This window comes from Streptomyces sp. NPDC039423 (assembly GCF_055598725.1).
Genome location: NZ_JBVKAH010000002.1, coordinates 195,987 through 208,966 on the forward strand (window position 1 = coordinate 195,987; position 12,980 = coordinate 208,966).

Below are 12,980 nucleotides of genomic sequence, written 5' to 3' on the forward strand. Positions count from 1 at the left end.
CATGCGTACCGCTTACCGCGTGGAGACCGTACGGGCCGCCGAGGCCGAGTCGATGGCGAGGCTGCCGGAGGGCGCGCTGATGCGGCGGGCCGCGGCGGGGCTGGCCGCCGCGTGCGCCGGGCTGCTGGGCCGGGTGTCCGGGGCCCGGGTGGTGCTGCTCGTCGGCAGCGGCGACAACGGGGGCGACGCGCTGTACGCGGGCGCCCGGCTGGCGCGCCGCGGCGCGGGCGTGTCGGCCGTCCTGCTGGGGTCGCGCGCCCACGGCGCCGGGCTGGCCGCGCTGACGGCCGCCGGGGGCCGGGTGGTGGAGGACGCCCCGGAGGCGCTGGCGCGCGCCGACCTCGTGGTGGACGGCATCACCGGGATCGGCGGGCGCGGCGGGCTGCGGCCCGGGGCGGTGGACGTGGTCCGGGCGGCGCGCGAGTCGGGCGCCGTGCTGGTCGCCGTCGACCTGCCGAGCGGGGTGGACGCCGACACCGGGGAGGTGGCCGGGGAGGCGGTACGGGCGGACGCCACGGTGACGTTCGGGGCGTACAAGCCGGGACTGCTGATCGACCCGGCGCGGGAGTACGCGGGGGCGCTGCGGCTGGTCGACATCGGGCTCGCCCTGCCACCCGTGCCGGACGCCGAGGCCCTCCAGCACGAGGACGTGGCGCGGCTGCTGCCCGTCCCGGCGGGGGAGAGCGACAAGTACCGGCGGGGCGTGGTCGGGGTGGTCGCCGGGTCGGCGCGCTACCCCGGCGCCGCCGTCCTGGCGGTGTCCGGCGCGCTGCGCGGCGGCGCCGGGGCGGTGCGGTACGTGGGACCGGCCGGCGACGCGGTGCTGGCCCGCCACCCCGAGACCCTGGTCCATGCCGGGCCGCCCGCCAAGGCGGGCCGCGTCCAGGCGTGGGTGATCGGCCCGGGCCTGGGCGACACGCCGGGCGTGGACGACGTCCTGGGCTCCGACGTGCCGGTCCTGGTGGACGCCGACGGGCTGCGCGACCTCGACCCGGCCGCCCTCCGCGCGCGTCCCGCCCCCACCGTCCTGACCCCGCACGCGGGTGAGGCCGCGGCCCTGCTCGGCACCGCCCGCCAGGACGTGGAGTCCCGGCGGCTGGAGGCGGTACGCGAGCTGGCGGAGCGATACGGGGCGACCGTGCTGCTCAAGGGCTCGACCACCCTGGTCGCCCCGGCCGGCGGGGGGCCGGTGCGCGTCAACCCGACGGGTACGCCCTGGCTCGCCACCGCCGGCAGCGGGGACGTCCTCTCCGGCCTGGCCGGCTCACTGCTGGCGGCCGGCCTCGCCCCCCTGGACGCCGCCTCGGCCGCCGCCTACCTGCACGGCCTGGCCGCACGCCACGCCTCCCGGGGCGCCCCGGTCGCGGCCTGCGACGTGGCCGAGGCCCTCCCCGCCGCCTGGCGCGACGTCCAGCCCTGACCGTCCCGCCCGCCCACTCGGAGCCGCCGCCCCGAGCCGCCCGGCCCGGGCGTGTCGGGAGGGGTGGGCGGGGACACGGGGGAGGCGGGGCGCGCACCTGAGAGACTGGGCGCGATGAGTGAGACAGCACAGACCCTTCGCGCCCGCGCCGAGATCGACCTCGGGGCGCTGCGCGCCAATGTGCGTGCCCTGCGCGGGCGCGTGGGGCCGGACGTTCAGGTCATGGGCGTCGTGAAGGCCGACGCGTACGGGCACGGTGCCGTGCCCTGCGCGCGGGCGGCGCTGGAGGCGGGGGCCACCTGGCTCGGGACCGCCACGCCGCACGAGGCGCTCGCGCTGCGGGCCGCCGGGATCGACGCGCCCGTCCTGTGCTGGCTGTGGACGCCCGGCGACCCCTGGGACGACGGCATCCGCGCCGGCCTGGACATGACCGTGAGCGGCCTGTGGGCCCTGCGGGAGGTCACCGAGGCGGCGCGCAGGACCGCACAGCCGGCGCGCGTGCAGCTCAAGGCGGACACCGGCCTCGGGCGCAACGGCTGCCAGCCCGCCGACTGGCAGCGGCTCGTCGGCGAGGCGCTCGCCGCGCGGGCCGCCGGCCTCGTGGAGGTCACCGGCGTCTGGTCGCACTTCGCGTGCGCCGACGAGCCCGGCCACCCGTCGATCGGCGCCCAGCTTGAGACGTTCCAGGAGATGCTCGGGTACGCCGAGAAGGCGGGCGTGGAGCCCGAGGTGCGGCACATGGCCAACTCACCGGCCACGCTCACCCTTCCGGAGACCCATTTCGACCTCGTACGGCCCGGCATCGCGATGTACGGCGTGTCGCCGAGCCCGGAGGTCGGCACGCCCGCCGACTTCGGGCTGCGGCCCGTCATGCGGCTGGTCGGCAGCGTCGCGCTCGTCAAGGACGTGCCCGCCGGCCACGGCGTCAGCTACGGGCACCACTACGTCACCGAGCGCGCCACCTCCCTCGGCCTGGTGCCCCTGGGGTACGCCGACGGCGTGCCGCGCCACGCGTCGGGCCGCGGTCCGGTGCTGGTCGGCGGCAAGGTGAGGACCGTGGCCGGACGGGTCGCCATGGACCAGTTCGTCGTCGACCTCGAAGGGGACGATGTCGAACCGGGTGCACAAGCGGTGCTGTTCGGGGCAGGTGATCACGGTGAGCCGACCGCCGAGGACTGGGCGCGCGCCGCGGACACGATCGCGTACGAGATCGTGACGCGCATCGGTTCGCGGGTACCGCGCGTCTACCTGAACGAGTAGCCGGAGCCTGGAGGAGCAGCCGTGGTGAGTGAGACCGGTCCGGTGGACGCCGCGGTGGAAGCGGCGTCGGCCGCCTCCGCCGCGGCGGCCGGCAATTGGCGCCGCGCCGGTTTCGCCGGCGCCGCGATAGGGGTGGTCGCCGCCGGCGCCGCGGCCGGCGTCGCCCTCGAACGGCTCACCGTCGGCCGGGGCATGCGCCGCAAGGCGCGTCTCGCGCTGGACGCCGCCGGGCCGTACGGCGCGCTGCGCGGCACCCCCGCGCGGGCCCGGGCCGACGACGGCACCGAGCTGTACTACGAGGTCGACGAGGTGGAGGCGGACGGCAGCGCCCCGCGCCGCCGCCGGCTCTTCGGGCGCCGGACGCCCGTGCCCGTCACCGTGGTCTTCAGCCACGGCTACTGCCTCAACCAGGACTCCTGGCACTTCCAGCGCGCCGCCCTGCGGGGCCTGGTGCGCACCGTCCACTGGGACCAGCGCAGCCACGGCCGCTCCGGGCGGGGCGCCGCCCAGCAGGGCCCGGACCGGGTGCCGGTCTCCATCGACCAGCTCGGCCGCGATCTGAAGGCGGTCGTCGACGCCGCCGCCCCCGAGGGGCCCCTGGTGCTGGTGGGGCACTCGATGGGCGGGATGACGGTGATGGCGCTGGCCGAGCAGTACCCGGAGCTGATCCGCGAGCGGGTCGTCGGCGTCGCCTTCGTCGGCACCTCGTGCGGCAACCTCGGCGAGGTCAACTACGGGCTGCCGGTCGCGGGCGTGAACGCGGTGCGCAAGGTGCTGCCGGGGATACTGCGGGCGCTCGGCTCGCAGGCGGAGCTGGTGGAGCGCGGCCGGCGGGCCACCGCCGACCTGTTCGCGGGGCTCATCAAGCGCTACTCGTTCTCGTCCAGGGACGTGGATCCGGCGGTCGCCCGGTTCGCGGAACGGATGATCGAGGGCACGCCCATCGACGTGGTCGCCGAGTTCTACCCGGCCTTCACCGAGCACGACAAGGCCGAGGCGCTGGGCGTCTTCGCCGAGGTGCCGGTCCTGGCCCTCGCCGGTGACCAGGACCTGGTCACGCCCAGCTCCCACACCGAGGCGATCGCCGGCCTGCTCCCGGACGCCGAGCTGGTGATCGTGCCCGACGGCGGGCACCTGGTGATGCTGGAGCACCCGGAGACGGTCACCGACCGGCTCGCGGACCTGCTGGTACGGGTGGGGGCGGTACCGGCACCGACTAACGTTGGCTCGTATGGAAGCACCGCACAGCCCGGCCCCTGAGGGGGCCACGGCCATCGCCCGACTCACCCTCCACGCCCCCGAGCAGACGCAGGAGCTGGGCCGCACGCTCGCCAAGCTGCTGCGCCCCGGCGACCTCGTGATGCTCACCGGCGAGCTCGGCGCCGGCAAGACGACCCTGACGCGCGGGCTCGGCGAGGGCCTCGGGGTGCGCGGCGCGGTGACGTCCCCGACGTTCGTCATCGCCCGCGTCCACCCGTCGCTGGTGGGCGGTCCCGCCCTCGTGCACGTCGACGCCTACCGCCTGGGCGGCGGGCTCGACGAGATGGAGGACCTCGACCTGGACGTCTCGCTGCCGGACTCGGTGGTGGTCGTGGAGTGGGGCGAGGGCAAGGTCGAGGACCTCACGGAGGACCGGCTGCACGTCGTCATCCACCGGGTCGTCGGTTCCACCGACGACGAGCGCCGGGTCGTGACGCTGACCGGGCACGGGGAGCGCTGGGCGGGCGTGGAGCTGGCGCTCGGATGACGGGGCGGCGGCCGGGCGCCGTACTTTCCGACAAGACGTCGGCATAATGTTGCGTCGTACCTCCGAGGCGTGGTCACATGGGTACCAGGACCTGGTTAGGTCTACCTAACCGCGCCTGGCCACGCAGCCGCCACGCAGCCCCGGGAGGCGATCATGCCGACGTCGAAGCAGGATGTGTCGATGCGCGACCTGCTGGCGTCGTGCGCGGCGGCGAACGCCGTCTCCACGCCGCCCCGGGCCGCGGACACCGACGAGGACCCCGCGGCGCCCGACGCCGCCCGGGACGTCCCCGCGCCCGCGGAGCAGACCCCGGAGCGCCGCCGGGCGGCCTGAGCCGCACCGCGCGTCCTTGAGCCGAGCCTGAGCCGAGCCGCGCCGCGCGAAGGCCCCGCGGAGCCGCGCGCCGGCCCCGAGTCACGCCGCGCGAGGTGCCCGGGGAGGGGCGCTCGGAGAAAGGTGCGCGCCGGTGGGAGCGCCGTGGGCGCCGTGCGCCGCGGCGTACGGGGACCGCGGGGTACCGCTCGACCGAGGCCCCGTCAGGGGACGACGACGACCTTCGAGTTGACCGTCGCGAACGTCCACATGGCGTCGCCGTCCGCCCGCTTCATCCGGATGCCGCCCGTCCGGCGCGTCGGATCGGGGCTGGCCATCGAGCCGTCGACCGCCGCGCTGAAGCCCACCGTCACGCCCTCGACGTTCGTGAACCGCACGACGTGCTCGATCCGCACCCCGTCGGAACCGGCCACGCTGCCCGAACGGGACGTCACCGCGTACGTGCCCGGAGCCGGGTTGACCGTGCTCGGCATCACCGCGAAGGTGCGCGTCACCGCGTTCTTCTCGCCCACCAGCCAGACCCGCCGCGCCCCCAGCGCGTACACCACCCGCACGCCCGACCCCGACTGCTTCGGCAGCGCGAGCACCGGGTCGGCCGGCCGCTCGGGGGCGCCGCCGGGCGCGGGGGCCGACACCGAGGCGGCGGGTGCGGGGGCCGCCAGGTCGGCGGGCACGGTGGCCGACGCCTGATAGGCGAGGAAGCCGACGGCGGCGAGAGCCGCCACGGTGAGCCCGGCCACGAATCCCGAGCTGCTCCTTGCCACGTTGCTGCCCACCTCTCCCACGTACGTATGCGGTGTGACCGTAGCAGGATCATGCCCGCGACCCGGGGCTCCGTGCCCGCCGCCACGGAGCCGTAGGCTGTTCGCGTGCTCTTGCTCGCCATGGATACCGCCACACCCGCCGTCACCGTCGCCCTCCACGACGGGGACGCGGTCGTCGCCACCTCGACCCAGGTGGACGCGCGCCGCCACGGGGAACTGCTGCTGCCCGCCGTCCACCGGGTGCTCGGGGAGGCCGGGCTGAAGCTCGACGCCGTGACCGGCATCGTCGTCGGCGTCGGCCCCGGCCCCTACACGGGGCTGCGCGTCGGCCTCGTGACCGCCGCGACCTTCGCCTCGGCGCTCGGCGGCGTCCCGGTGCACGGGCTGTGCACGCTGGACGGACTCGCCTACGCCTCCGGGCTCCGGGAGCCGTTCGTCGTCGCGACCGACGCCCGCCGCAAGGAGGTCTACTGGGCGCGCTACGACGACTGCCGTACGCGCGTGACCGACCCCGCCGTCGACCGGCCCGCCGACATCGCCGAGCGGGTCGCCGGCCTCCCGGGGGTGGGCGCGGGCGCGCGGCTGTACGGGGAGGTGTTCCCGGACGCCCGCGACCCCGAGCACCAGTCGGCGGCCGCGCTGGCGGCGCTGGCGGCCGAGCGGCTGGCGGCCGGCGAGGACTTCCTGGAGCCCCGGCCGCTGTACCTGCGGCGCCCCGACGCCCAGGTGCCGAAGAACTACAAGGTGGTCACCCCGAAGTGACCGGAGTGACCGGAGCCGGCGCGGTCCTGCGCGAGATGCGCTGGTGGGACATCGCGCCGGTGCTGGAGCTGGAGCGGGAGCTGTTCCCCGACGACGCCTGGTCGGAGGGCATGTTCTGGTCCGAGCTCGCCCATGCGCGGGGCCCGCACGCCACCCGCCGCTACGTCGTGGCGGAGGCGGACGGCCGGCTGGTGGGGTACGCGGGGCTCGCGGCGGCCGGCGGTCTCGGCGACGTCCAGACGATCGCCGTCGCCCGCGACCAGTGGGGCACCGGGCTCGGCGCCCGGCTGCTGACGGACCTCCTCCAGCACGCCACCGCCTTCGAGTGCGACGAGGTCCTGCTCGAAGTGCGCGTGGACAACACCCGCGCCCAGAAGCTCTACGAGCGCTTCGGCTTCGAACCGATCGGCTTCCGCCGCGGCTACTACCAGCCGGGCAACATCGACGCGCTCGTCATGCGGCTGCGCGTACAAGACGCACCGGACGCGGCGGACGCCCAGGGCGTGCCCGACGCATCCCACGCATCCGACGTACAAGGAACTGAGAGTCATGGCTGACGAACCCCTCGTCCTCGGCATCGAGACCTCCTGCGACGAGACCGGCGTCGGCATCGTCCGCGGCACGACCCTGCTCGCGGACGCCGTCGCGTCGAGCGTGGACACGCATGCCCGGTTCGGCGGCGTGGTCCCCGAGATCGCCTCCCGCGCGCACCTGGAGGCGATGGTCCCCACCATCGAGCGCGCGCTGGCGCAGGCCGGGGTCTCGGCCCGCGACCTGGACGGCATCGCCGTCACCGCCGGTCCCGGCCTCGCCGGCGCGCTCCTGGTCGGTGTCTCGGCGGCGAAGGCGTACGCGTTCGCCCTGGACAAGCCGCTGTACGGGGTGAACCACCTGGCCTCCCACATCTGCGTCGACCAGCTTGAGCACGGCCCGCTCCCGGAGCCGACGATGGCCCTGCTGGTGTCCGGCGGCCACTCCTCGCTGCTGCTGGCGCCGGACATCACCTCCGACGTCCGTCCCATGGGCGCGACGATCGACGACGCCGCGGGCGAGGCGTTCGACAAGATCGCCCGCGTGCTGGACCTGGGCTTCCCCGGCGGGCCGGTCATCGACCGGCTGGCCAAGGAGGGGGACCCGGCCGCGATCGCGTTCCCGCGCGGTCTGAGCGGGCCCAGGGACCCCGCGTACGACTTCTCCTTCTCGGGCCTGAAGACGGCCGTGGCCCGCTGGATCGAGGCCAAGCGGGCGGCGGGCGAGGAGGTGCCGGTGCGGGACGTGGCGGCGTCCTTCCAGGAGGCGGTCGTCGACGTGCTGACCCGCAAGGCCGTACGGGCCTGCAAGGACCAGGGCGTCGACCACCTGATGATCGGCGGCGGGGTGGCCGCCAACTCCCGGCTGCGGGCGCTGGCGGAGGAGCGGTGCGAGCGGGCCGGGATCCGGCTGCGCGTGCCGCGCCCGGGGCTGTGCACCGACAACGGCGCGATGGTCGCGGCCCTCGGCGCCGAGATGGTCGCCCGCAACCGGCCGGCCTCCGACCTGGAGCTGTCGGCGGACTCGTCCCTCCCGGTCACCGACCCGCACGTGCCGGGGAACCACGGCCACGACCACGACCACGTGCACGAGGTCAGCAAGGACAACCTCTACTCATGACCGTGGTCACCCTGATGTGGGAGGCCCGCGCGGCGGAGGGCCGGGGCGCCGAGCTCCTGGAGTGGGCGCGGGCGCGGCGGCTGCCGGCCGAGCCGGTCCGCCGCGAGACGTTCACCGCCCCCGGCGACCGGGTGCTCGTCCTCACCTGGTGGGACGCCCCCTACGACGCGGACCTCCCCGAACTCCCGGAGCCCGACCCCGGCCTGGTCACCCGCCCGGTGCACCGCTGGCGGTTCGAGTCGCACGGGACCTGAGGCAACCCGCCCCCCGGATCCTCCGTCAAGCAGTACGCACTGAACAGGCGTACGAAGACGGGGTTCCAGGGTGGGGAAGAACATCGTGGGCGCGGCGGTCCTGACCGTCGCCGCCCTGCTCATGGCGGGCTGTACGTCGCCGGGCGGCCCGGCCCCCCGGCCCGCGCCGACCACCGTCGCCGCCGCACCCCCCAAGGAACAGGACAAGGCCGCGGGCGAGGCCGCGCGCGCCGAGGCGTCCGCGTACGCGAAGTGGGGGCTCAAGCCCTTCGCCGCACCGCCCGCGCCGCCCGCCGTCAAGCCCGTGCAGCCGTCCCGGAAGGGCGGCGGGGTGCCCGTCATCAGCGAGATACCCACCAAGGACAAGGTCGTCTTCCTCACCTTCGACGACGGGGCCGAGAAGGACCCGGAGTTCGTCGCGATGATGCGCGACCTGAAGGTGCCCTTCACCATGTTCCTCACGGACTCCGCCATCAGCCAGGACTACGGCTACTTCACGCCGCTGGCCGCCCTCGGGGCCGGCGTCGCCAACCACACCCTCACGCACCCCGACCTCCGCACCCTCGGCGCCGCGGCCCAGAAGCGGGAGATCTGCGGCCAGCAGGAGAAGCTGGAGCGGACCTACGGCACCGCCCCGCGCCTGTTCCGGCCGCCCTACGGCAACTGGAACGAGGACACCCGGACCGCCGCCGGGCAGTGCGGCGTCGAGGCGATCGTGCTGTGGCGGGAGTCCATGCAGATCACCGACATGCAGTACCAGCGCGCCGACCGCAAGCTGCGCCCCGGCGACATCGTCCTGGCCCACTTCCGCGGGCCGCGTGACCTCAAGGGCACCACGATGACCGCGATGACGGCCGCCATGCTGCGCCGGATCCAGGAGCAGGGCTTCACCGTCGCCCGGCTCGAGGACTACGTCTGAGGACCGCGTCCCACGGCGGCCCGGGGCCGCTCGACGCGGGCCCGGGCGGTTGCCCCGGGGCGTACGACGGGCATCCGCTCCTCGCCGTGAGGCCGGGCCCGGCAGAGGCTCGCGGCACGGCCACGCCCTACCCTCGGACCATGCCCGACCGTGCGCTTCTCCCCCCGCCCCCGCCGCCCGTCCCGCTCCGTTCCTGGCCGGGGCGGCAGGCGCTGCTGGCCGACCGGACCATGGCGATCCGGGAGCTGGGCCGGCGGATGGTGGGCGGCCGGCGGCTGACGCTCTCCCTGCTCACCCTGGCCGGCCTGGAGGCGGGGTGGGCGCTCGTCGGCGCCGCGATCCGCTCGCTCGACGGACCGTCGGACCCGCTGACGGCGACGTTCGCCGCCGGTGTCGCCTGTCTCGGGCTGGCCGTCATGGCCCCGCTGGTGGTCGTCGTGGTGCTGGGCGTCCGCCGGGACCGCGCGCTGCGGGCCCGGCTGCTGGAGTGGGCGGCCCTGGACCCCGCCCCGGTGCGTGACGCCCGGTTCAGGGCGCCGGGGCTGAGCGTGGCGTGGCTGCTGCTGTCGTTCGCGCAGGGCGCGGCCGGCCTGTGGCTCTCGTTCGCCGTCCCGGCCGCGGCCCGACCCGGCGCCACGACCTATGCCGAGGTCGCGTACGCCATGGGCGCGGGCCTCGTCCTGTGGGTCCACGGGCTGACCGGCGCGGTGAAGGCGTTCGGGCACCGCCGCCTGGCGCTGCGCCTGGGGAGTGTCCGGAAAGTATCGGCGTCCGCCCGGAGGGCGGGCGGACACGACCTAGGGCTGCCGGCCTGACCCGGCGGGTCAGACGGGCCGGCCGACCAGCATGGCCGGCGCCCCGGCCACGCGGGTGAGGAACACGGTGGCCGCGTGCGGCCCCTTCGGCTTGAGCTTGCGGCGCAGTTCCTCCGGTTCGACCGCCGAGCCCCGCTTCTTCACGGTGAGGGTGCCCACCTCGCGCTCCCGGAGCAGGGCCTTCAGCTTCTTGAGGTTGAAGGGCAGCTCGTCGGTGATCTCGTAGGCGGTGGCGTACGGGGTGGGGCGCGGCTCGTCCGCCGTGACGTAGGCGATCGTCGGGTCGATCAGGCCGCCGCCGAGGTCCTCGGCGACCTCGGCGACCAGGTGCGCCCGGATGACGGCGCCGTCCGGCTCGTACAGGTAGCGGCCCACGGGGCGGACCGGCGGGTCGGGCAGGCCCCGGCCGGTGAGGGTGTGCCCGCCCGGCAGCAGGGTCGCGCTGACCGTCCCGGGGCGGGTGCCGAACCACAGCACGGCCTCCTTGACGTCACCGCCGTCCGAGACCCACTCGGCCGCCGCCTCCGCGGGGACCGTCTCGTGCGGGATGCCCGGGGCGATCTTCAGCGCCGCGTGCGGGGCCTTCCGGGCCGCCTCGACGGCCCAGGAGAGGGGCGGCGAGTACGCCTCCGGGTCGAAGATCCGGCCCCCGCCCCTGCCGCCGCGCCGCGCCGGGTCGACGAAGACCGCGTCGTACGGGGAGGTGTCGACCTCCGTGACGTCGGCGCAGCGCACCTCGATCAGCCCGGCCAGGTCCAGCGCGGCGGCGTTGGCGCGGGCGGCCTCGGCGGTCAGCGGGTCGCGGTCGACGGCGAGGACCCGGATCCCGGCGCGGGCCAGCGCGATCGCGTCGCCGCCGATGCCGCCGCACAGGTCGGCGACGCTGCGCACGCCGAGGCGGGCGAAGGAGGCGGCGCGGTGCTCGGCGACCGCCTTGCGGGTGGACTGCTCGACGCCGCCGGGCGTGAAGTACATCCGGTGGGCGTCCCGCTCGCCGAACTTGGCCACCGCCCGCTGCCGCAGCCGCGCCTGTCCGATCGCGGCGGTGACCAGGGCCGCCGGGTGCTCGCGGCGCAGCCGGGAGGCGACGGCCAGTTCCTGGGCGGGCGTGTGGTCGCGCAGGGTGCTGAGCAGGGCCTGGCCCTCGTCGGTGAGGAGCGCGGAGAAGGCGGCGAGATCGGTCACCCGGCCCATTGTGGGCCAGCCGGGGGATGGTGCGCGCCAGGCGGCGGTGTCGGCCGGTGGTCCGTGCGGTGCGCTGACAGGATGCGGCGCCATGCAGCTAGTACGACAAAAAGGTCAAAGGGTAAGTGTGCGGGCACGTGTGCTGCTCGCCGCGCTGCTGATCGCGGCGCTCGGCTCGGCCTGCACGGCGGAGACCGGGCCCGGGGGCACCGGCTTCGGAGGGGGGCCGGGGATGGTGCCCGGGACGGGCCCGGACGTGGCCGGGGGCGGCCGGGCGGGCCCCGCCGCCGGGCAGCGGCCCCCCGACGCCTCCTCCGCCCTCACCGCCTACGTCGAGCGGGTCCGGCGCGCCCAGGCGGCCCGTACCCTCGCCGCCAGGAAATGGGGCCTCAGGGCGGCCCCCCTGGTCGCGCCCCCGCCCCCGGCGGCCGGCGACAAGCCGCACATCACCTTCCGCAAGGGCTTCGGCGTCGGCGACCCGGCCCTGCCGCCCGTCTTCACCACCGTCCCCACCACGGAGCGGATCGTGTTCCTCACGATCGACGACGGCGCGGAGAAGGACCCCGAGCTGCTGCGGATGATGGACGAACTCGACATCCCTTACAGCGCCTTCCTCAGCGACTACCTGGTCAAGGAGGACTACGGCTACTTCAAGCGGATGCAGGAGCGGGGCGTGGCCCTGCACAACCACACCCTGAACCACCGCTACATGCCGGCCCTGTCGTACGCGGAGCAGAAGCGCGAGATCTGCGGGCAGCAGGACACCATCGAGAAGCGGTACGGCAAGCGGCCCCCGCTCTTCCGGCCGCCCTACGGCAACTACGACGCCGACACCCTGCGCGCCGCCCGGTCCTGCGGCATCCGGGCCGTACCGCTGTGGGCGGCCGAGGCCTTCCCCGACCACATGGAGTGGCGCGAGTGGGACCGGGACCTGCACCCCGGCGACATCATCCTCACCCACTTCCGGGGGAGGGGGGATTGGAACGGCACCATGGCGGACATGATCCGGCAGGTGATGAACGTCGTCACGGCCAAGGGGTACGCGGTGGCCCGGCTGGAGGACTACGTATGAGCCGCCCGCCCCGGCCGGTGCGGGGGCTCCCGTCGCCGCCCGTCCGGCCGGTGCCGGCGGTCCGGCGGGCGCCGCTGGTGCGACCGGTCCTGGTGGGACTCGTCCTCGCCGCCGCGGCCGGCTGCGCGCCCCCGTCCGTGGCGCCGGCCGTCGACCCGATCGAGCGGCTGGGGCGCAAGGCGGCCCGGCAGGTGTCGGCCCCGTCGCCCGGCGCTCCCGGCCGGGGCCCCACCGCCGGCGACGGGTCGGTGGACGGCCGCCATAGGGCCGTCCGGCGCCACGACCGGGCGGTGAATTGGCACTCCGCTTGACCGAGTGCTAATCGCGGTCATAGTCTCGGCTCTGGCACTCCCCACCGGAGAGTGCCAACACAGCGACGGGCAGGTCCGGCACCCGCGACGACGGATCCACCTGGTCGCCACCTCAGACAGTTAACCCCGTGAGATCTCCGAAGGGGGAGGTCGGATCGTGACGACCACCAGCTCCAAGGTTGCCATCAAGCCGCTCGAGGACCGCATCGTGGTCCAGCCGCTCGACGCCGAGCAGACCACCGCCTCTGGCCTGGTCATCCCGGACACCGCCAAGGAGAAGCCCCAGGAGGGCGTCGTCCTGGCCGTGGGCCCGGGCCGCTTCGAGAACGGCGAGCGCCTGCCGCTCGACGTCAAGACCGGCGACATCGTGCTGTACAGCAAGTACGGCGGCACCGAGGTGAAGTACAGCGGCGAGGAGTACCTCGTCCTCTCGGCTCGCGACGTGCTCGCGATCGTCGAGAAGTAATTCATCCGAGCAGAAATGCTTT

General features: G+C 75.3%; 16 protein-coding genes. 14 read left to right on the forward strand and 2 right to left on the reverse strand.

All coding sequences use genetic code 11. The features are described 5' to 3' along the window. Nucleotide 1: 1 nt before the first annotated feature. From ACZ7LK_RS06905 to ACZ7LK_RS06925, 5 genes are all read left to right on the forward strand, one after another. Entirely contained in the window at nucleotides 2-1,420 is a 1,419-nt protein-coding gene (locus ACZ7LK_RS06905) for an NAD(P)H-hydrate dehydratase (RefSeq protein WP_471138776.1), read from the forward strand. A gap of 114 nt (nucleotides 1,421-1,534) precedes the next feature. Beyond that, nucleotides 1,535-2,680: an alanine racemase gene (alr, locus tag ACZ7LK_RS06910; RefSeq protein ID WP_471138779.1), complete on the forward strand. Its 1,146-nt coding sequence runs from the start codon at nucleotides 1,535-1,537 to the stop codon at nucleotides 2,678-2,680. Nucleotides 2,681-2,704: 24 nt separating this feature from the next. Beyond that, nucleotides 2,705-3,940, forward strand: coding sequence for an alpha/beta fold hydrolase (locus tag ACZ7LK_RS06915; protein ID WP_469463647.1), 1,236 nt, complete (start codon nucleotides 2,705-2,707; stop codon nucleotides 3,938-3,940). Next, nucleotides 3,912-4,427: a tRNA (adenosine(37)-N6)-threonylcarbamoyltransferase complex ATPase subunit type 1 TsaE gene (tsaE, locus tag ACZ7LK_RS06920; protein WP_392272503.1), complete on the forward strand. Its 516-nt coding sequence runs from the start codon at nucleotides 3,912-3,914 to the stop codon at nucleotides 4,425-4,427. The genes ACZ7LK_RS06915 and tsaE overlap by 29 nt, the downstream gene beginning before the upstream one ends. Before the next feature lie 153 nt (nucleotides 4,428-4,580). Continuing rightward, nucleotides 4,581-4,760 (forward strand): hypothetical protein, encoded by a 180-nt coding sequence (locus tag ACZ7LK_RS06925; protein ID WP_469463649.1) that lies wholly within the window; start codon nucleotides 4,581-4,583, stop codon nucleotides 4,758-4,760. Nucleotides 4,761-4,963: 203 nt separating this feature from the next. Here the strand turns inward: ACZ7LK_RS06925 and ACZ7LK_RS06930 are convergent, their stop codons facing one another. Then, complete coding sequence (locus ACZ7LK_RS06930; RefSeq protein WP_392272501.1) at nucleotides 4,964-5,524, reverse strand: hypothetical protein; 561 nt, start codon at nucleotides 5,522-5,524, stop codon at nucleotides 4,964-4,966. Between the two features lie 105 nt (nucleotides 5,525-5,629). Between ACZ7LK_RS06930 and tsaB the strand changes: the two genes are divergently transcribed. The 6 genes from tsaB to ACZ7LK_RS06960 all read left to right on the forward strand — a co-directional run bounded on the left by tsaB (nucleotide 5,630) and on the right by ACZ7LK_RS06960 (nucleotide 9,924). After that, nucleotides 5,630-6,286: a tRNA (adenosine(37)-N6)-threonylcarbamoyltransferase complex dimerization subunit type 1 TsaB gene (gene tsaB, locus ACZ7LK_RS06935; RefSeq protein ID WP_471138784.1), complete on the forward strand. Its 657-nt coding sequence runs from the start codon at nucleotides 5,630-5,632 to the stop codon at nucleotides 6,284-6,286. 35 nt (nucleotides 6,287-6,321) lie between these two features. Continuing rightward, nucleotides 6,322-6,843, forward strand: coding sequence for a ribosomal protein S18-alanine N-acetyltransferase (gene rimI, locus ACZ7LK_RS06940; RefSeq protein ID WP_392272691.1), 522 nt, complete (start codon nucleotides 6,322-6,324; stop codon nucleotides 6,841-6,843). After that, nucleotides 6,836-7,936: a tRNA (adenosine(37)-N6)-threonylcarbamoyltransferase complex transferase subunit TsaD gene (gene tsaD / locus ACZ7LK_RS06945; RefSeq protein ID WP_392272499.1), complete on the forward strand. Its 1,101-nt coding sequence runs from the start codon at nucleotides 6,836-6,838 to the stop codon at nucleotides 7,934-7,936. The genes rimI and tsaD overlap by 8 nt, the downstream gene beginning before the upstream one ends. Next, nucleotides 7,933-8,190, forward strand: a complete 258-nt coding sequence (locus ACZ7LK_RS06950) for a hypothetical protein (RefSeq protein ID WP_469463651.1) — start codon at nucleotides 7,933-7,935, stop codon at nucleotides 8,188-8,190. Before tsaD ends, ACZ7LK_RS06950 begins: the two co-directional genes overlap by 4 nt. A 70-nt stretch (nucleotides 8,191-8,260) precedes the next feature. Beyond that, nucleotides 8,261-9,109, forward strand: a complete 849-nt coding sequence (locus tag ACZ7LK_RS06955; RefSeq protein WP_471138788.1) for a polysaccharide deacetylase family protein — start codon at nucleotides 8,261-8,263, stop codon at nucleotides 9,107-9,109. A gap of 140 nt (nucleotides 9,110-9,249) precedes the next feature. Beyond that, nucleotides 9,250-9,924, forward strand: coding sequence for a hypothetical protein (locus ACZ7LK_RS06960; protein WP_392272496.1), 675 nt, complete (start codon nucleotides 9,250-9,252; stop codon nucleotides 9,922-9,924). A 9-nt stretch (nucleotides 9,925-9,933) separates the two neighbouring features. Here the strand turns inward: ACZ7LK_RS06960 and ACZ7LK_RS06965 are convergent, their stop codons facing one another. After that, a complete protein-coding gene (locus tag ACZ7LK_RS06965) occupies nucleotides 9,934-11,118 on the reverse strand; it encodes a THUMP-like domain-containing protein (RefSeq protein WP_469463692.1) in 1,185 nt (394 codons plus the stop codon). Nucleotides 11,119-11,200: 82 nt separating this feature from the next. Here ACZ7LK_RS06965 and ACZ7LK_RS06970 point away from each other — a divergent pair, with 82 nt between their 5' ends. The 3 genes from ACZ7LK_RS06970 (at nucleotide 11,201) to groES (ending at nucleotide 12,958) form a co-directional block, all read left to right on the forward strand. After that, nucleotides 11,201-12,181, forward strand: coding sequence for a polysaccharide deacetylase family protein (locus ACZ7LK_RS06970; RefSeq protein ID WP_392272495.1), 981 nt, complete (start codon nucleotides 11,201-11,203; stop codon nucleotides 12,179-12,181). Beyond that, nucleotides 12,178-12,492 carry a hypothetical protein gene (locus ACZ7LK_RS06975; RefSeq protein WP_469463653.1) on the forward strand — a complete coding sequence of 105 codons (315 nt, stop codon included), beginning with the start codon at nucleotides 12,178-12,180 and terminating at the stop codon, nucleotides 12,490-12,492. The genes ACZ7LK_RS06970 and ACZ7LK_RS06975 overlap by 4 nt, the downstream gene beginning before the upstream one ends. 157 nt (nucleotides 12,493-12,649) lie before the next feature. Beyond that, a complete protein-coding gene (gene groES, locus ACZ7LK_RS06980; protein ID WP_010471835.1) occupies nucleotides 12,650-12,958 on the forward strand; it encodes a co-chaperone GroES in 309 nt (102 codons plus the stop codon). Nucleotides 12,959-12,980 lie beyond the last annotated feature (22 nt).

Coding starts and splice junctions, on each gene's coding strand:
- ACZ7LK_RS06905 (WP_471138776.1), top strand. CDS start 2: ATGCGTACCGCTTACCGCGTGGAGACCGTACGGGCCGCCGAGGCCGAG.
- alr (WP_471138779.1), top strand. CDS start 1,535: ATGAGTGAGACAGCACAGACCCTTCGCGCCCGCGCCGAGATCGACCTC.
- tsaE (WP_392272503.1), top strand. CDS start 3,912: ATGGAAGCACCGCACAGCCCGGCCCCTGAGGGGGCCACGGCCATCGCC.
- ACZ7LK_RS06925 (WP_469463649.1), top strand. CDS start 4,581: ATGCCGACGTCGAAGCAGGATGTGTCGATGCGCGACCTGCTGGCGTCG.
- rimI (WP_392272691.1), top strand. CDS start 6,322: ATGCGCTGGTGGGACATCGCGCCGGTGCTGGAGCTGGAGCGGGAGCTG.
- tsaD (WP_392272499.1), top strand. CDS start 6,836: ATGGCTGACGAACCCCTCGTCCTCGGCATCGAGACCTCCTGCGACGAG.
- ACZ7LK_RS06950 (WP_469463651.1), top strand. CDS start 7,933: ATGACCGTGGTCACCCTGATGTGGGAGGCCCGCGCGGCGGAGGGCCGG.
- ACZ7LK_RS06960 (WP_392272496.1), top strand. CDS start 9,250: ATGCCCGACCGTGCGCTTCTCCCCCCGCCCCCGCCGCCCGTCCCGCTC.
- ACZ7LK_RS06965 (WP_469463692.1), bottom strand. CDS start 11,118: ATGGGCCGGGTGACCGATCTCGCCGCCTTCTCCGCGCTCCTCACCGAC.
- ACZ7LK_RS06970 (WP_392272495.1), top strand. CDS start 11,201: ATGCAGCTAGTACGACAAAAAGGTCAAAGGGTAAGTGTGCGGGCACGT.
- ACZ7LK_RS06975 (WP_469463653.1), top strand. CDS start 12,178: ATGAGCCGCCCGCCCCGGCCGGTGCGGGGGCTCCCGTCGCCGCCCGTC.